General features: G+C 60.2%; 21 protein-coding genes. 15 read left to right on the top strand and 6 right to left on the bottom strand.

Annotation, left to right across the window (positions count from 1 at the left end; genetic code table 11):
• Positions 1-1,877: 1,877 nt before the first annotated feature.
• Positions 1,878-2,720, bottom strand: coding sequence for a hypothetical protein (locus tag AB5K84_RS21230; protein ID WP_441232620.1), 843 nt, complete (start codon positions 2,718-2,720; stop codon positions 1,878-1,880).
• Positions 2,721-3,266: 546 nt separating this feature from the next.
• Between AB5K84_RS21230 and AB5K84_RS21225 the strand changes: the two genes are divergently transcribed.
• From AB5K84_RS21225 to AB5K84_RS21190, 8 genes are all read left to right on the top strand, one after another.
• On the top strand, positions 3,267-4,688 hold the full coding sequence (locus AB5K84_RS21225) for a tyrosine-type recombinase/integrase (RefSeq protein ID WP_441232619.1): 1,422 nt from the start codon (positions 3,267-3,269) through the stop codon (positions 4,686-4,688).
• Positions 4,685-4,960 (top strand): hypothetical protein, encoded by a 276-nt coding sequence (locus tag AB5K84_RS21220; protein WP_441232618.1) that lies wholly within the window; start codon positions 4,685-4,687, stop codon positions 4,958-4,960. Before AB5K84_RS21225 ends, AB5K84_RS21220 begins: the two co-directional genes overlap by 4 nt.
• A 79-nt stretch (positions 4,961-5,039) precedes the next feature.
• On the top strand, positions 5,040-5,252 hold the full coding sequence (locus AB5K84_RS21215) for a helix-turn-helix transcriptional regulator (RefSeq protein ID WP_441232617.1): 213 nt from the start codon (positions 5,040-5,042) through the stop codon (positions 5,250-5,252).
• Between the two features lie 49 nt (positions 5,253-5,301).
• Complete coding sequence (locus tag AB5K84_RS21210) at positions 5,302-5,985, top strand: hypothetical protein (RefSeq protein WP_441232616.1); 684 nt, start codon at positions 5,302-5,304, stop codon at positions 5,983-5,985.
• 30 nt (positions 5,986-6,015) lie between these two features.
• The gene (locus tag AB5K84_RS21205; protein ID WP_441232615.1) at positions 6,016-6,204 is read left to right on the top strand and encodes a hypothetical protein; all 189 of its coding nucleotides are present in this window, start codon (positions 6,016-6,018) and stop codon (positions 6,202-6,204) included.
• A 10-nt stretch (positions 6,205-6,214) separates the two neighbouring features.
• Entirely contained in the window at positions 6,215-6,508 is a 294-nt protein-coding gene (locus tag AB5K84_RS21200) for a hypothetical protein (RefSeq protein ID WP_441232614.1), read from the top strand.
• Positions 6,505-6,708, top strand: a complete 204-nt coding sequence (locus AB5K84_RS21195; protein ID WP_441232613.1) for a cold-shock protein — start codon at positions 6,505-6,507, stop codon at positions 6,706-6,708. Before AB5K84_RS21200 ends, AB5K84_RS21195 begins: the two co-directional genes overlap by 4 nt.
• Positions 6,708-6,833 carry a hypothetical protein gene (locus tag AB5K84_RS21190; RefSeq protein ID WP_441232612.1) on the top strand — a complete coding sequence of 42 codons (126 nt, stop codon included), beginning with the start codon at positions 6,708-6,710 and terminating at the stop codon, positions 6,831-6,833. Before AB5K84_RS21195 ends, AB5K84_RS21190 begins: the two co-directional genes overlap by 1 nt.
• A gap of 39 nt (positions 6,834-6,872) precedes the next feature.
• Here AB5K84_RS21190 and AB5K84_RS21185 read toward each other — a convergent pair whose 3' ends face one another.
• The 5 genes from AB5K84_RS21185 to AB5K84_RS21165 form a co-directional block, all read right to left on the bottom strand.
• Positions 6,873-7,253: a hypothetical protein gene (locus AB5K84_RS21185; protein WP_441232611.1), complete on the bottom strand. Its 381-nt coding sequence runs from the start codon at positions 7,251-7,253 to the stop codon at positions 6,873-6,875.
• A gap of 267 nt (positions 7,254-7,520) precedes the next feature.
• Complete coding sequence (locus tag AB5K84_RS21180; RefSeq protein WP_441232610.1) at positions 7,521-7,787, bottom strand: DUF6894 family protein; 267 nt, start codon at positions 7,785-7,787, stop codon at positions 7,521-7,523.
• 1,828 nt (positions 7,788-9,615) lie between these two features.
• The gene (locus AB5K84_RS21175; protein ID WP_441232609.1) at positions 9,616-9,909 is read right to left on the bottom strand and encodes a hypothetical protein; all 294 of its coding nucleotides are present in this window, start codon (positions 9,907-9,909) and stop codon (positions 9,616-9,618) included.
• On the bottom strand, positions 9,906-10,088 hold the full coding sequence (locus AB5K84_RS21170) for a hypothetical protein (RefSeq protein ID WP_441232608.1): 183 nt from the start codon (positions 10,086-10,088) through the stop codon (positions 9,906-9,908). Before AB5K84_RS21170 ends, AB5K84_RS21175 begins: the two co-directional genes overlap by 4 nt.
• Before the next feature lie 216 nt (positions 10,089-10,304).
• Positions 10,305-10,553, bottom strand: a complete 249-nt coding sequence (locus AB5K84_RS21165) for a hypothetical protein (RefSeq protein ID WP_441232607.1) — start codon at positions 10,551-10,553, stop codon at positions 10,305-10,307.
• Between the two features lie 28 nt (positions 10,554-10,581).
• On the opposite strand from AB5K84_RS21165, the gene AB5K84_RS21160 reads away from it, so the two are divergent.
• The 7 genes from AB5K84_RS21160 to AB5K84_RS21130 all read left to right on the top strand — a co-directional run bounded on the left by AB5K84_RS21160 (position 10,582) and on the right by AB5K84_RS21130 (position 16,574).
• Positions 10,582-10,995 carry a hypothetical protein gene (locus AB5K84_RS21160; protein WP_441232606.1) on the top strand — a complete coding sequence of 138 codons (414 nt, stop codon included), beginning with the start codon at positions 10,582-10,584 and terminating at the stop codon, positions 10,993-10,995.
• 31 nt (positions 10,996-11,026) lie between these two features.
• Positions 11,027-11,227, top strand: a complete 201-nt coding sequence (locus tag AB5K84_RS21155; RefSeq protein ID WP_441232605.1) for a hypothetical protein — start codon at positions 11,027-11,029, stop codon at positions 11,225-11,227.
• A gap of 112 nt (positions 11,228-11,339) precedes the next feature.
• Positions 11,340-11,519: a helix-turn-helix transcriptional regulator gene (locus tag AB5K84_RS21150; protein WP_441232604.1), complete on the top strand. Its 180-nt coding sequence runs from the start codon at positions 11,340-11,342 to the stop codon at positions 11,517-11,519.
• Positions 11,520-11,867: 348 nt separating this feature from the next.
• Positions 11,868-13,340, top strand: a complete 1,473-nt coding sequence (locus tag AB5K84_RS21145; protein ID WP_441232603.1) for an AAA family ATPase — start codon at positions 11,868-11,870, stop codon at positions 13,338-13,340.
• A 1,172-nt stretch (positions 13,341-14,512) separates the two neighbouring features.
• Entirely contained in the window at positions 14,513-15,142 is a 630-nt protein-coding gene (locus AB5K84_RS21140) for a hypothetical protein (protein WP_441232602.1), read from the top strand.
• Positions 15,136-15,894, top strand: a complete 759-nt coding sequence (locus tag AB5K84_RS21135) for a terminase large subunit domain-containing protein (RefSeq protein WP_441232601.1) — start codon at positions 15,136-15,138, stop codon at positions 15,892-15,894. Before AB5K84_RS21140 ends, AB5K84_RS21135 begins: the two co-directional genes overlap by 7 nt.
• On the top strand, positions 15,885-16,574 hold the full coding sequence (locus AB5K84_RS21130; protein WP_441232600.1) for a hypothetical protein: 690 nt from the start codon (positions 15,885-15,887) through the stop codon (positions 16,572-16,574). The genes AB5K84_RS21135 and AB5K84_RS21130 overlap by 10 nt, the downstream gene beginning before the upstream one ends.
• The last annotated feature ends 128 nt before the right edge of the window (positions 16,575-16,702 follow it).

The raw sequence follows: 16,702 nt of genomic DNA, 5'->3' as shown, positions 1-16,702 counted from the left end.
ATTGATCACGCACTACTGAGCAGGTGTCGCGACGCGGTCCCTTACGAACGGTTCAGACATGCTCATACTCACTGTCGAAAGGAAATGGTGACGACTGTGGAAGACCTTGTTGGCTATTTGCGAGCATCCCTAGACGCGTTCCGGGAATGGCCGCCCGACTCGTCTTTCCTTCGCGGATACAAGTATGCGCATCAACTTTGGTTAAAGATGATCGAACAAGCCCGTTGCGCAAATGTACTGATCGAGGGGCACCTTGCTGAAGTCAGTAAGAAGTACGATCCGGATTTCTGTAGCGGCTTCGAGAGCGTGATCTAGGACGTGCACGAGAATCTTCAGCCAAACTGACCTCGGCCTCTGCGCCGATCAACCGCCTGAAAAAGGATGCACCCAAGCTGGCCGGGGCCGCGCGACACACACCTCGTGGGTTTTGCAGAGAACCCTTCCCGGTGGGGTAGCTATGCGCAGCCGACCGAATCGGATGTCATTGCCGACGATGCGCTTCTCGGTTATTCGGCCAACTTGTCCTCCCCTTAGGTTTTGACTCTTTACGCCACTGCCGGAACTATAGCCGATATGCCGCTTGGCTGCCGCACAGGTGAAACCGAGGCACAGCTATCAAAGAGGGCTGCCGGCGCTTGTTTCGTGGGGCTGGCCAAGGGCGGCGTACCCGCGATTGAGCTTGTTCAGATCGCCAGCGACGAGCCCGAGGCACGCGCAGCGATCGTCGCAGGAAGGGTTTTGCCAAGACCCTCGATGGTGACGTCGAGGATCAACCCCCATCCCGGTTCCCGCCTACTGGCGACTATCGCCAGGCCGTCGCGGGCGCGCCGGCCGCCTGGAAGGCTCTGATCGTGGGCCCGGTGTCGGAGGCACGTTGAGCAGCTCGCTCCTGGACGGCCGGTGCCGCGGCGGAAATCTCAATTTTATGTGGGGTCTTGCCTAGAGGTCGCGGGCACAAGCAGGGGGACGCAGTTTGGGGGACATTCGCCAAGGGACATCGAGGGGACATTGGGACAAAAGGGACAAAGGGCACACCACGGCCCGCCAAGGTCGGATTTCGATTTAAAAAAATTTGCGGCCTCGCATGACAGGCTCGCCATTTCATCAACCGAGCCAGTTGGCTCATCGCGTGCGGCTGCCCTTCATCCGCACCCCGTTGGTGCGGGACATCATCAAGATCGAGGCGGGTCGTTCAAAGCAGAATTGCGGTCAGCGTGACAATGGCGAGGACAATCCCGTCCTTCCGAAGGAGGTCACCGATAGCCGATGCCCGCGCCATGGCCCGGTGACCTGTGACGCCGGTGCCAGCAGGTGCATATGCTGCCGCACGTAACCGTGTGACGGTTCACGTTCGCGCCGTGTCATCGGCGCGCGGCGTGCGCGCCTGATCAGCGAGGCGAATGCCCCGGCAAGTTCTTTGAGCCCATCTGGCGGCGTGTTGCTTATTAGCGATCTCTTTTCATGCCGGCGGCGGGCTCGATGCGTGCCAAGGCGGCGTAGCTCCAGCGTAGTCGCCTCCGGAACGATGATGTCGCTTTCGCCGAGGTCGATCACATGCTGGGCGCCGTCGCGCTTGAGCTCTCGGCGATCGACGATCGGAGTCGAGCACATACCAGTGGGGACAGCTGCGCTATGTAAAACAGGTGTGTCCGCCCTATAGGTGCACCCAAATTGAACCAAGTTTAGGGACAGTCGACCGGGGACATCGCAGGGACATTCGGGACAAGACGGCCGCGGGAAATGTCTCCGAGCGAGCGTTTGACGCCCGCCATGACGACCAGATCGGCGCGCGTCGAGCCCGCCGAACGAAGTCGGCAAAAGCCTCAGCAAACTTCTTGAGGCCATCTGGAGGCACTTTGTTCGCGGCAGGATCCCCTTCACCCCGGCGGTAGGCTCGATGCCCACCTAGGCGGCGGCACCAAGCCGACGCCATCCAGGACGATGACATCGCCCTCCCCAATGTCTTCGACTAGGTACTCGGCGCCATCGCGCTTGATGCGCTCGGCGGTCTGATAGATTCCACCCATCGATGCCCCCTTGTCGCAAGTCCGTCGCTCATCTATCCGAAGAAGGTGGAACGACGCACTTGCGACACTCGCGAGAGCTTGCTCTGCGGCCGCCTTCTTACGCCTCCGCTCCCACGTACGCCGGCAGATGCCGTCGGCCAGCCAGGGCTGCGTTTGAGAGAGGCTATTGGCCTCATACTGGGCTCGAGGAACGGCGCCGTTTGACCGACGCTTCTCCCGCTTCTCCAGGCGCTGCTTTTGCTGCTTGCGCAGCTTTGCGAGCTCCTTTCGTCCGGCCCGGTCAACATCATAGCTGCCGATCGTCGTCGCTTTCTGACGGAGACGTTCCTCGTAGGAGAAGCGAAAGGTCTCACCGACGATGTCGTCCGGTATCAGCTTGGCAGGTCTTGCTAAGGCCTCCTCGACCAAAGCGTAGATTTCCTGTTCGCCTGCGCTGGGTGCGAACCGATCGCACCACAAACTGAAGACATCGACGATGTGAGCGAGCGTAGATTTGCCGCGTTCGGCTGCGATCACGCGAAAACAGTTCGCGACCGGCCAAAGGTACAGATCGGCATCATCCGTTGCTGGCACGCAGCCGTGGCGCTCGGAGATTGCGCGCTCCAGCTCGCGAAGACGTTTGCGCGCGCGGCTAAATTGTCTGTGATTCTTGCGCGGATTCGCGCGTCGTTGTATGTTTACTTTGCTTTTCACTGGCTTGACCACGATGAATGGCGTGGAGATGCGGGGGTGGTGCCTCGCTCTCGGAATTTCAGAAGCCCCGTCGGTTGCTCCCGGCGGGGTTTTCGTTTGTCAGGGTGGTCTTGGTGCGCGCGAGCGCGCAGGCCCCTTGGGGGTAGGTTGCTTGTGGGCGGAGCGGGTCGTGAGCGTCGCGGGAGAACGGTCACCGAACAGGACAGTGACGCTCCGGTGGAGTCTCCGGTGGTCTATGTGACGATTTCCGGGGTTTTGCCGCTTTTCGTTCGCTAAATCGTCCTCCCGGACCAGCGCGGGGCAACACAAAAACGATAGCAAGATCAACGGGGTAAAATGGTCGGAGCGAGAGGATTTGAACCTCCGACCCCTAGTCTCCCAGACGAAGGTGATACCGTAACAGAGCATAACGATACTGAACGTCCTACCCGCATCAAACGGCTGTTTTTCATTGATTTTTGACGTTTTAGAGCGCATGTTATCAACGCAGGGTAACAGCCGCTAACGGCATCGAGACGTTACCCCACAGCACCTTGGGGTAACGGCATGGCTAAGACTAGGGCGCTATCCAGCCTCGCAATCGAGCAGCTTAAGCCGCGCGCGGTGCGCTACGAGAAATCCGACGGCGGCGCCGCCGGCCTGTTTCTGGTGGTGCACCCCTCTGGCATCAAATCCTGGGTCTTTCGCTTCCGCTCGCCGGTCGAGCGCGACGATGTCGGCCAGCGCGCGCCCAAGAAGCTCACCCTCGGGCCGCTGGCGCTCACACCCTCCCCGGCTCAACCGCAAGTCGGTCACCCCCTGACGCCCGGCCAAGCCCGTATGTTGGCCACGGCCGCCGCGGAGGACGTCCGGCGCGGGATCGACCCGACGCATGTGCGCCGCCAGGAAAAGGCGGAGGCCAAGCGGGAGGCGGTCCGCGACGACACGATCGACGCTGCCATGATCGAGTTCCTGAAGCGGTATAAAGGCCGCAAGCGCCAAGGGCTCCGGGAATCGACTCGCCTGCTCACGGCCCACTATTTCGGCCTGAAGCCAGATCCCGAGAATCCGGGCGAATGGGAAAAGACCGGGAACGGCGTGCTCGGCAAATGGTCAGGCCGCACGCTCGCCTCTATCGCCAAGCACGACGCGATCACGCTGCTCGACGCTCTTGTCGACTCCGGCCGCGGCGTGACAGCCAACCGCACACTGACCAATCTCAAGACGTTCTTCGATTGGTGCGTCGATCGCGACATGCGCGAGTCCTCGCCAGTCGCCTCCCTTGACGCTTTTGCCCATGAAACCGAGCGCGAGCGCAAGCTGACGGCCGCCGAACTGGTTGCTGCCTGGAAAGTCGCCGACCGGGAGGGCTACCCTTTCGGACGCCTCGTCCAATCCTTGATCCTGCTCGGGCAACGACGCGACGAGCTGCGCGAGCTGCCGCGGTCAGAACTGGACCTTCGCGGCGCTCCGATCGTGCTCGACGATGGCGGTCGATGGTGTGAGCCGTTATGGACAATCCCGAAAGAGCGAACGAAAAACGGGCGCGAACACCTCGTCCCGCTGAGCCCGCAGGCCGCCGATCTGCTGAAATCCCTTCCCACCATCAAAGGAAAGGGCCTTCTCTTTACGACGACCGGCGAAACGCCGATCAGCGGGTTATCGAAGGCCAAGAAGCGCTTTGACGAAGCGATGCTTGCGGAACTGCGCAAGACCGATCCGGACGCCACCATAGAGCCTTGGACACTGCACGATCTCCGCCGGACGTTCTATTCCGGCCTACAGGCGCTTGGGTTCTCAATCGAGATCGCAGAGGCCTGCGTCAACCATTCGTCAGGCAGCATCCGCGGTGTGGCCAGGGTCTACGCGAGACACAAGTACCTGCGCGAAAAGACGCAGGCGTTCACCGCTTGGGCGCGATATGTGGACGATCTGGTGAACAACCGACCGGCGAGCAACGTGATCGCTTTTCAGAGGGAGCCGGCATGAGCAAGCGACGCGCAGGACGCCCCCCGCAAAACATCATCGTGCCGCACCCTCTAAAGGGCGACGAGTGGTTACAGGTCGGGAAGTACGACAAGCACTGGCCGGCAGCGAACAGGTATTGGATCCTCGTGCGCGAAGGCGCGTCTCGCGCTGCCGCACTGGAGAAGGCTGCAGCCGAATTCGAAGTTAAAGAGAATAGCTTAGCCGAGTGGTTGCGACGGGCGCGCAAGCGCGGACCAATTGGTCACTACGAAGGCGGCCCTGACGATAATTAACTGCTGCTAAATCGAGAAATAGCTGTCGGCGCATTCCATCACGGATCGTGCGATTTTGTGACCAACAAATGAGGTCACGATGTCCGCTGACGATCCCAACGCCCTGATCCCCACGTCGCAGCTCCGCGCCCGTTACGGCAACGTGAGCCATATGTGGGTTGAGCGTCGTCTGAAAGACGATCCCGACTTCCCTCGCCCGCTCTATATCGCAAAGCGTCGCTTTTGGCGTCTCGGTGAACTCGCCGCTTGGGAGCGCAGCATCGTCGCGCGTCGTCAGCCCATCGCCGCTTGATGTTGACAATCAACATAAACGCAAATCCGCAACATAGGTCATCACCCAAATGAACGAACCTTATTTTTCCATACTCAAAGATCAGGCCGCAGGCATCCCGAACGTCACTGTGCGCACCGCGTTCGACCGCCTCATCGAACTGCATCGGGACCTCATGGCGACCACCGCCAAAGTCCGCGGCAACACGGATCTCAGCGCGCAGGGCAGAACCAAGAAAGCCCGCGATGAGGCAAAAACGATCTCTTGGAAAGTGATCCGCGCCAAGGCGTTCGCGTCGCGGCTCAATGAGCGGATCGACGAGAAGCGCGCCAAGCTCGAACTGCCCGCGATCGACAAGACCGACGCAGCCGGCGCGGTGCTCCGCAGCCAGGTTCGTGACCGCCTGCCGAAGTCCGCGAAGGAACTCAAGGCGTTGGTTCCGACTATGTCGCTGCTCTATTTGCAGACGCTTCTCGAAGCGCCTGAACTCGTCGGCGCGGATCGCGAGATCGCCGAAGCGGCGCGCACCCGGGCAATCAACATTGTCCACCCCGGCAAGCTCGACGAGTTGGAGCGCGAACGCGCCGCCGTGCAGCTCCTGACCAACGCAACGGCCGCGGCTGCCGACGCTATGCGCGATCTCGCCGAGCTGCCGAATGTGCACGCGCTCAACGACTTCCTGAACCAGAGCGTTCCAGATCAACGCCACATCCAAGCTGACGTCGAGCGGGAAACCGAACTCGCCGCGGCGTAACCAGTCAACCTGACAAAGAGGACATTCCAAATGATCAAGAAACTCGACGCGGACTCCGCGGCAAAGCAGGTGACCGAAGCATTGCAGCCGGTTAGCGATTTCCGCGTTGTCCAGCCCACCGATCCCCGCCAAGCACCGCCGGTTAAGCAGCCTCTGCCGGGGCCGCTTGAGCAAGCGCTCGGCATCAACCAGCCTTGGAAAAAGCCGGGCAATCCGTGAAGGCCGAAACATGCAGTATTTTGAAAGCAGCTTAACTCGCCGCCGGCAGGACGTTCCGCAGACCGTCAATGCCGGTGACTCAGTTTCCATCGAACTGCTCCAAGGAGAGCGTGTCGTAGTCTATTCGAGGTCAAGCAACGACACCGGCGAACTCGCTGTTGATTCGATGGGTCAAAGCTTCGCCGCACAGCAGATCCCCGTCCCCGCGAACGGCCAAGCGTCCTTAGGACCCGTCCCCGACAAAGGCCGGGTCGTCGTGAGAGTCACCGCCAAGACTGGCTATATGCAGGTGTCGGTATCATGACAAAAATCGGCGAAGTAAAGAACTGGAACGACGACCGCGGGTTCGGATTCCTGCGCGTCGACGGGCACGACATTTTTTGCCACGCTTCGGCGCTTCCGCGCGGCACGACCAGGCTCGAAGTTGGCACGCATGTGGGATTTGACATCGGAATCAACGAGCGAACCGGCAAGCCTATGGCTACCAAGGTCAGGCTGGTTTGATGACCGACGCACTCAAAGAGATCATTCGCGACTTCGAAACCGAGCTGCTACGCGGTGTCCGCAGCGTGACGGCTGAACGAGCAACCGAGCTGCACCTTCCTCTGGACAAGATCGAAGTCCATTAAGGGCGCGCGCCGCAATTTCATAACGGTCATGGGGCGCGTTTATTTCGCCTTAGGCAGATCGCCGGCGGTCCGCACCAGGCGGTCCGCCTTTACCAGCACGCGATCATCAGCCGGCTGCGGTCGCAGTGAAAAGCTGATCGCGACAAAAGCGACGCAGAGCACTATGCCCGCCGCCATAGCGCGCATGTAGGCCGGCCTATCGGCATTGTAAAACGAGGGCGGGCCGCTCCTCATCGCCTGCCGCGCGAATTCAGCCGGGGAGCGCTTTTGCAGCTGTTCAGCTTCGAGATGCTCGATGGAAAGTACACGGTAGTGAGCCGCCATCTCACGATAGTGTTGTCGTGAGGAACGATCGATCGCCCTCTCAGCGCGCTTTTCAAACGCGCGGGCGCGGTCGGCAAGTTCTGTTGCCTTTGACATCGGGCACCTCATTATAAGGCGATCCGCTGGACACCAATCGATTGGTCGGCCGACGCGTCTATTCGGTTCAACGCAATTGGCGACCCGCCGGTTCGCGCTGGCGGGCCTATGTGTTAGCGTCTTGGAGTGCCGCGCCGATCGTGCGGAACGTCGCGGCACCGGCCGCAGGAGCTGTCATAGGCGGCGCCTGCGGCCTTTGTTCTCGTCGGAATGCTCTCGTGCGGACTTGATGTCCGTCTTTGGGCGGCGACCCCTTGATCCAGAACTTCAGCCGGCTACCGCGGTAGGGTTGATCGCTGTGCGCGTGATCAAAAACTGAACGATCAGGAAAGTCTGGCCGCCGATTCCGGGGCTATCAGTAACCTCAACGCGCCAGTTAAGGTCCTGCCAAAACGGTCCATCTGGTTCCTCGTTGAGAATTTGGCGGATCAATTCGATCGCCGCTTTTTGCGCTGCGTCGATATCTGGAAGGTCTAGCCCGACGTCATCGAACACGGAAATGCCGCCGTGAGCGTGGAAGAAGAAGCGGGTCATCCGCACGACTCCCCTGCAATGGACCGCAGCGAGAGCGCCCGATCTCACTCCGCCAATGTGGATGCCCAGATCAATAGGCCGACGGTGGAACCCGGACGGCGGCTCTTTTGAGGGAGATGAATACCCTTAATGGGTAGGATTCTGGTCAGAACCCGAGCCGGCGGACTTCGCCTGGTCGAAGCGCATCTGATTTCACGCGCAGGCGGTGCTGCAAGAGCCTCGTGTTGTGCCCGTCGCCGACGACCCGCGCGACCGCTTCGGCCGCCTTCTCAGGCTCGACCGCTGCAACCCAGTATGACCTTTCCCCGGCGGGCGAGATGACCACGATTATGGGTAAGCGGACCATCATCAAAAAATTCCGCACTATGCTCGTCGGCGGTTGTGCCGCTAGTCCCTAAAAGATACGCCGCCGGAGCTCCGAAATACGCCGTCTCGGCGGCGCCCTGTTTCAATCTGGGCCTGTGAAATCCCCAGCAGCTAAGCATCAGCAAGGGCAGTGCCAGAGACGCTTGCAAAGGTGTATCTTTCAGCAACGGCGGAGCTTGATTCGTCATGCTGGAAGCCATTCTCCTTTTACTGGGAATTGGGGCGGCGGCTCTTGTGCTGATCGCCTTTTGGGGACTGCATCGCCACGTATAACGGGCTACGCCCCTTAAATGCCTGGCGGGGTCAGGGCGAGCTGGGGCTAGCGAGTGCCCTTGGGGAAGGGCACCGGGAAAACTTGGCAATACACAACCAACGTTCCTATCCCCAGGGAAAGGTTTTTCGAACCCGCCGGATCACACTGGCGGGCCTTTGTGCTAGCACCCCGGCGCGCCGCGTCGATCGTGCGTAACGTCGCGGTGCCGGCCGCGGGAGCTGTCTAGAGACGGCGCCTGCGGCCGATATTCCGGGAGCCGCGCTCAGTCAGCCGCCGTTCATCATCCCGGCTGCAAGCTTTTCCCATGGAGACGCGCGAGGAGATTTTGACCCGGCTCGCAGCAGGGTTGGATGGCCTGGGGATGGAGCAAGGGTTAAGAGTCGGAGAGCGATACGTCGAACGCGCATTCGGCGGGACAGGTGCTATCGCCATTGCGGAGGCCGAAGCTTTCGCTCGCGCCCATGGCTGCGCATTCCAGTACAATCGGATCACGCGAGAGGGGATGTTCTCTCGATCCTATCCGCCCGGCGGTCGCGCGTAACCTCTGCGATGGCGATGAAGGGTCACTGCTGGCGGGCCTAGCACTCCCGGCGCTCTAGTCCGCAATTGGATCGGCAGCCGGGAGCATCGGGGCTGGAATGCAAGCCCGTGCCATGTTCGCGCTCTAACTGCAATCTCGAGCTTGGCGAGCCGGTATTTTCACGGAATCCATTTTCGGAACGGGGTGCTTTATTGAAAGAACACCGGCGATTTAAGTACCGATTTCTACTTTGTCCGGGATGGCCGCAGTGGGGCTGGAACCACGCTGCGGCTTTTCCCATTGGACCGCGTCACAAATCACGCGGTTCAGGCTGGCGGGTTAGTCCACTGGAGCGATCGTGCGGCCGCAGGCGCTGCTCTGCGGCCGGCGCCTTTTCGCGGAAAGATGGCCTGCTTTATTCTTGAGCAACCATGAGGTGTATTTACGGGCGGAACACGCCACTATATATTACCGAAATTTCCCGGTCTTGGCACGATTTGCATAGACGCCAATTCCAACCGGACGCATGCTTACCCGTCTAGATTGTGGAGGGTGCATCGTGATCGAGCGACTTATTCAGACGGGCATTGTCGCGGTAGGCGCCATCAACACCGGCCTAATCGTCTGGCTGATCCTGACGTTGTAAGGCCGCCAACTGAGGCGGCCTCTTATTGATCCCTCTTCAGCTTACGCCCGCCCCAATGCGGCTCTTTTCCCTTGGGGTTGAACCCCGGGACGTAGTGTCGGTTCAGCGCCCGCATGATGCCGATCCGGGCGAAAATCGTCGGGCCGCCACGCTCGAGCACCAGGAGCAAAGCCTCCATCGCTGCCAGCCATTCCGGCGCATCGTGCTCCTTCTTCGGTAGCCCGGCGATGTACTCGCCAGCATCGCGGAGCGTGGCCAAAGTGCGATCGCCTATCCTGATCGGATCCTCGAAAGGCCGCCGCCAGCCTGTCTTCATCCGGTGTGCTTCACACTGTCCGCGATTGCGCGTTCAACTTCTGACGCGAGAACCGTCAGGTGATCGGCCAGCCTCGTGAAAAGCTCTCGTTTCTTCGGGTCAGTCGCCAGATCGCGGATGAGAGCGCACTCGGCCGCCTCTGTGCGGAGCTTTTCCAACTGAGCCTGCATGTCTTTCATTGCAGCTACTCCGTTCCCAGACGGGAACCGTATAGCCAAGGTGCGGAAGCGAACAGAGCTGATTGCCGAATTTTCCTAGGATGAGTGGGCCGGACCTGCGCAAGGTCCGAGCACCTCCAGCGGCCCCGGCCCATGCCCCCCAAAAGCCTCCGCGGCCGGGGCCGTCTTTAAACGTCGGCGCAGTGGGGCCCGCCGGTTCACCCGCGCTGGCCTAACTCATCCGATGCTGTGGTTCTTGGCGTGCAGCCTGGTCGGGTCCCCGGTGATCTGCTCGACATAGTCGCCGATCGCGTCGATCAGTCGACGCGTGTAGCCAGCCGTCCGTTCCCTGATCAGGTAGCTGCGAAGCCGATCCAATTCGACCAACTCAGCCTCGACCGCTTTAACCCGCGCTTCCGCGTCGCGCTGGCGCCGCCTTTCCTCGTGCCAGGCGTTCGCGGCCGCTCGGTTCTCTGCTTGGGTCATGGATCAGAGAATAAGCAAATCCGGTCGTATGACCATTCGCTGGATATTGTCGGCGAGCGGACGCCCCGACACAGCCGATTGGTCAAGATCACTAGTAAAAGCAGCAGCCTTCGTTGACGGTCAACATGCAGTGTTGACAAATTCCATTAATCCGAAATATCTGTTGCCGCCGCCTCTCGTTTGTGGTTCCATGCTTGCGGGGAATCACACAGGGGCTTGCATCACCATGATTCAGACGATCCGCGCGAGCTATCCTGGCGCCGTTGCGCTGCGCACTATTGCCGACTTGGATATTTACGAGACCGCCGTCGAGAAATTCGCTGGCGGCGGAAGCCGTGTCGAACTCATGATTGCGCTTGTGGGGCTTGGCGTTCCGGCCAACCAGATCCGCGCGATCGCGGCCTATCCTGGTAAATGGCTGCCGGCGATCTGTTGTGAATGATCATAGCGCCAACACGCGCAAGGAGGATCATGTGACGTATACCATCGGATGCCGATACACCGACTACGACAAAAAGGCCTTCATCATCGAGAAGGAAACCGCCGCCGAGGCTCTCGCTACGGCCGAAAACCTCGAAAGGAGCGATGTCCGGATCGAGTACGTCGACACTCCCGAGCACGGACGCCTCGATATGTGGGGCTTTCGAAAGCTGTACAAAACTGCGACGACCTGAGACGTTAAGCGACGATTAAGGGAATCGAGCGCATCATTGAACTGTCGACGAACCTGCCAAAGGCTTGATTGCCTGCGGCGGGATTTTTTGCGTTCAACACGGAGTAATTCCCATGCTGACAGTCGAGGAGTTCTGCCGGCGGTATCGTATCCACCGGGCCACGTTTTACCGGCGGTGCGCGGAAGGCAAAGGGCCGCGCGTCGTGAAGATCGGGAAATGCACCCGCATCAGTGAGGCTGCCGCGGCCGACTGGCTGGCGGCACACGAGTCAACCGTGACCGGTGCGTTATGACCGAGCTAAACCAAGCCTGTGAGCATGCCTATACCCTGCTCCGAGAGCACATCGAACGCTATCGTCAGGAAATCGTTGTCGAGCCGATGGCGTGGCGGACGCGCTGCAAGGAGCTGGTCGAAAATCTCGACTGGCTTGAGTTCTGCCGGAGCCATCCGCTCCCTTGGTCACCCAAGCAGCTTCCGCCGCCGACCGGTTGGCCGACATAACGAAACGGCCCCGGATCAAGATTGATCGCAGGGCCGCGGAACGTCTCGGTAAATTGCTTGGCGGCCTTTACCTAGCACGTTTCGCGTTTTTTGCAATCAGATTTTGGTTTCGGAGCTCCAAAGCAAGGAGTCCCCGACGATGTTAACGAACGAGATTGAAATTGTTCTATCGCCCGCTGGTGAAGCCGCGCTCACGCGGATGATGGCGGCCAAGCGCGAAAACGGATCGCCATCGGCACGGCACTTTGCCAAGCGCAAGCGCGCACATCGGCCGACACCCACCGAACGGCCGCACCGCCCCGATTGGTGGGACGCACCGTCCAAGCCAATCAAATTCACCAAATCGTTGAAGCACGTCCGGGCAGAGATCGATGCCGCCGTGGTCACACAGCGCGCGCTCGCCGACACCGCGAAGGCGCAGTGGCTGGCGTTCAACGGACAGGCGACACAAGAGCAGGTCGACGCCTGGAATTCCAAATATGGAAAAATCTACATCCCCAACTTCGCGGAGTTGCAGCCTGTGACGATCGTCCCTTTCCCGAAACAGCCCGCACCCACCAACTTGATTCAGTCGTCGGGCCAATTCGTCCGCGATTTTGTGCCGCCTGATTATGTCGTCGACCGGATCTTTCAGCGGCGGTTTTGCTACTCGATGACCGCCAAGACAGGGGGCGGCAAGACCGCAGCGGCCATGCGTCTCGCCGCACACGTAGCGACGGGACGTTCGATCGGGAACATCGAAGTGGAAAGGGGCACGGTGATTTACGCGGCCGGCGAGAACCCGACGGACGTGCAGGCGCGGTGGCTCGGCGTGACCCAAGAGATGGGAATCGACCCGGAGACCGTGGACGTGCATTTCATCAACGGTGTGGTGAAGATTTCGGAGAACGTCGCGAACATCGAAGCCGAGGTGGCAGCGAAGAAACTGCAACCCACCCTGGTCATCGTCGACACGGTCGCCGCGTATTTCGAGGGCGACGACGATAACGATAACGTTCAGATGGGCAACTATGCGCGATTGCTGCGCTCCATGACGAACCTGCCCGGCGGGCCGTGCGTGCTCGCTCTGGCGCATCCGACCAAGCGCGCGGCCGATGACGACCTGATCCCAAAGGGCGGCGGGGCGTTTCTAAATGAGGTTGACGGCAACGTGGCGCTGCGGCGGAACGGCCAAGTGATCGCCTTCGAAGCCCTCGGCAAGTTCCGCGGCCCTTCGTTCGAGCCGGTCCATTTCGAGTTGGTGACCGTGCAGCACCCTAAGCTACGGGACACCAAGGGGCGTGCCATTCCGACCGTCGTTGCGCGACCGGTCTCGGATATCGGCATCGTGGAGCGTGAGCGGGCGAACGAGCGGGACGAGGATGCGTTACTGAAGGCCATCGATCAGCATCCGCGCAAAAGCCGCCGCGATGTCGGCAAGCTGCTCGGGATGAGCGACAGCCGCGTGTACCGGCTCGCGCAAAAGCTGGAGCAACAAAAGCTAATTCGCACAGAGCGCAGCGGTTGGACGTTGACCGGGGCCGGCGAGCGGGAGCTTAACGCCATGGATTCGCGTGGTTCAGCCCTGAACCAGCCACCGCTTCCGCCAGCACGATTTCCAGGTGCAAATTGAGCGAACCAAGGGGCGAACCAAAACCGAACCAAGAGAGGCAAAAACCTCTTGGATATCAAGCTGGTTCACCTGAACCACTCCATGAACCACGGACGATACGATGGGGGGCATTTATGCCCCATCATCGTCTGGTTCGGTTCACCCATATCCCTATAGGTGAACCAGTGAACCAACGAACGCTAGTCAACGTGGAAGTGAACTGGAAAATGATCAGTCCATTCCGTTTAGTGGACTTTTATCTCCGCTTGCGTGAGGTCGCGATTGGGAGTGGAGACGGATATTGATCTAACGGCGTCACGCAAGATGCCGAATCCGGATATGGAACCGTGTAAGCTATTTGAGTGATAGTCGGAGAACCGGCGTGAGGACCGTACGCCACTTCGCTGTCATGAGGTCGAACAGTGATACTCTCTAAGTTACCCTTTAGACCATAATAGAAGACTTGAACTGATTTAAAGTGGTGATGGTTGCGAAGCAGATAAGGACCGCCGCCAGTGTTAACGATCTCGATCGCGCTGGCAGCGTCGGTAATATTGATCGGAGGGTTACAAACGGACCCTTCCCAATGAACAGAGAATCTTTGGGTATAGCCGTTCTCGACCTTGCACCCGAGTTGGACGGTCGCGTCTGGGCCCACCGAGACGTTCTTGAAGTCTCTACTGGCGTAGCCGGGAGCGCGCTGTTCTACGCAATACTTAACGTTCGTCGCAGATGCAGTACTATTTTTTATACCCAGCATGGGATTTCCGTTACTGCACGAGCCTACGACTCTTATTTCTTGAGTCGCTATCGAATTGCCACATACCTGCGCATTGGCACACTCAAAACAGATCATAGAAAACAAAAGCACACCCACAATCTTCCCGAGCATAATTCAGCCTCTCCCTGCCGACTGTGGCCAGCATGCTGTAATTTGCGGATGCAATCTAGTGCCATAAATGTACCCGGCCGCTTTCGAGCCCGTTCTTAAATCCGCGCGCTCTTTCTCACCGTTTCGCGCTACTTCACCCGCTCAAGTTGACGCGCTTTAGTTCTACTGACTAGTGCTCCGTTACGCAGTGTTACGCTAATTGCAGCACTTTAGGTGATTCACGGATTCTTTGGTATGCTGGGGTAAACATCAGGGTATCGAAACGCGAATCCGCGTGGCCAAATCGCAGGTGAGTTGAGTAATGGGCAAGACCGGCCCGAAGTGTAGCGTCTGCAATTCCAAGCACCGCCACCAGATCGAAATTGGACTTGCGCACGGCATCGCGCACAATGCCCTCGCCCGCCGCTTCAACTTGAGCGCTGATGCGGTCGGCCGGCACGCTGCCAACCATGTCAGCCCGGCAATGCGTGCGGCGATCCTGACCGCACAGAAGCCCACCGAGCTCGATCTAGACGCGTTGCAGGCAAGTGAGCAGGAAGGCTTGCTGTCCCAGCTCGTGCACCAGCGCGCCCGCTTGCAACAGCATGTGTCCACGGCGATCGACTTCGGCGACATCAAAGCGGCCATCAGCGCCGAAGGGGCGATCACCGCCAACCTGGCCCTCGTCGGCAAGCTCTTGGGCATGATCGTGCAGCGCCATGACGTGCGCTCAACATCGCTCCTGATCAGCGCCGATTACCTGGCTATGCGCCAGGCGATCGTCACCGCCCTGCGTCCCTTCCCTGAGGCTGCCCGCGCCGTCGGTGCGGCCCTCCACCGTATGGAGAAGGACGCGGCCGCTGCGATCACGGAGCGCGCCGGCAAGCCGCACTTGCTCATCGAGGCTACCCCGAACACTCTGCCGCCCTGCCCGGTGCCGGCCCCATGCTGATGGCCGCTGACATGGCCCGCGCGCTGGATCCGGCCCTGCTCGCCCGCGATGCGGATATCGAGCTTGACGACTGGCAGGCCGACTTCGTGCGCTCTACCGCCTCGCAGATCGCTATGCTGATCCCTCGGCAGCACGGCAAGACCGAATCCGCGGTCATGAAGGCTCTTTCGGTCGCCACCACCGAGCCAGAAAGCCTGATCCTGATTGTCTCGCCAGCGCAGCGCCTGTCCGACGAGTTCGTGCGCCGCGCCCGCCTGGCGTATGGCCGCATCCCGAACGCGCCGGCCTTGGTCGGTGACGCCGCGCGGCGCATCGAGCTTGAGAACAAGGCTCGCATTCTCGCCCTACCCGGCGACAACGATGGCGACACGCTCCGCGGCCTGGCCAACGTCCGCATGGCGATCATCGACGAGACCTCCCGGTGCTCCGACGCGCTGATCACGGCCGTTCGCCCGATGCTGGCCACCAACGCCAACGGCCAATTGATCTATCTCTCGACCCCCGCCGGCAAGCGCGGCGTCTTCTATGAGACGTGGCGGTCGGGCGATCCCGACTGGCACCGCATCCACGTCAAGCTGGGGTCGTGCCCCCGCATCACGCCAGAATTCCTCGCACGCGAGCGCAAGAACTTGGGCGAGACCAAATTCCGCGAGGAGTACCTTTGCCAATTCCTCGACACCGAAGACGCCGCGTTCTCGACATCGATCATTGACGCAATGTTCACCAATGAGGTTCGGCCGCTATGGATGTGATCACGACCGCTGATGGCTGGCGTAGCATCTACGCCCGTCCGGTCGACCGCTGGTTCGTCGGCGTCGACCTTGGTCAGAGCACTGACCCTACCGCAATCAGCGTCATGAACCATCGAGTGTTACCGCTCGACGGATGGGACATGATCGAAAAGACGCAGACGCGCCGACAGAAAAAGGTTGTGCATTTCGACGTGCGCCATCTGGAGCGCCTGCCGCTCGGCATGTCGTACCCGCAACAGATTCAGCGCGTGGTCAACCTGTTGGCTCGCCCGCCGTTGAACGCGCTGCGGCCCAAGCTGGTAATCGACGAAACCGGTGTCGGTCGACCCGTCGGCGATATGTTCGATGCTGCCGGCCTTTGGCCAAGTCGGATCACAATCACGGCCGGTCTTGAGGCGACACAGCATGGCGGCAAGTCCTGGCACGTGCCCAAGGGCTTGCTGATCTCGAACCTTGAAGCGCATTCGCACAGTGGAGAACTGCGCATCGCGGCGGCCGCCAACGATGCCGCGGCGCTCAAGGAAGAACTGAAGGACTTCAAACGGAAGATTTCTGAGGCTGGCCGCACGACCTACGCGGCGCGCGTCGGCGCTCATGACGACTTGGTGTTGTCAGTCGCCATAACGCTATGGATGGCGACGCAGGGACCGGAGATGAGCGTCAACGAGTTGTTGGTCTAGCGTTTACCCCATGTGGCTGGTCCGGATCGCTGATTCCGCTGTGCCAGATCATGGCGAATTTCTCGCGTTTTTCCGCAGGCAGCATCCGTGCATTTCCAAACTTCACGCTGCCCATGCATGTCCACGTG

It is taken from the genome of Bradyrhizobium sp. 1200_D9_N1_1, from assembly GCF_052075915.1.
Taxonomy (GTDB): domain Bacteria; phylum Pseudomonadota; class Alphaproteobacteria; order Rhizobiales; family Xanthobacteraceae; genus Bradyrhizobium; species Bradyrhizobium diazoefficiens.
The sequence above is the reverse complement of the archived record's forward strand: the minus strand, read 5'-3'. Positions and strand labels throughout refer to the sequence as shown.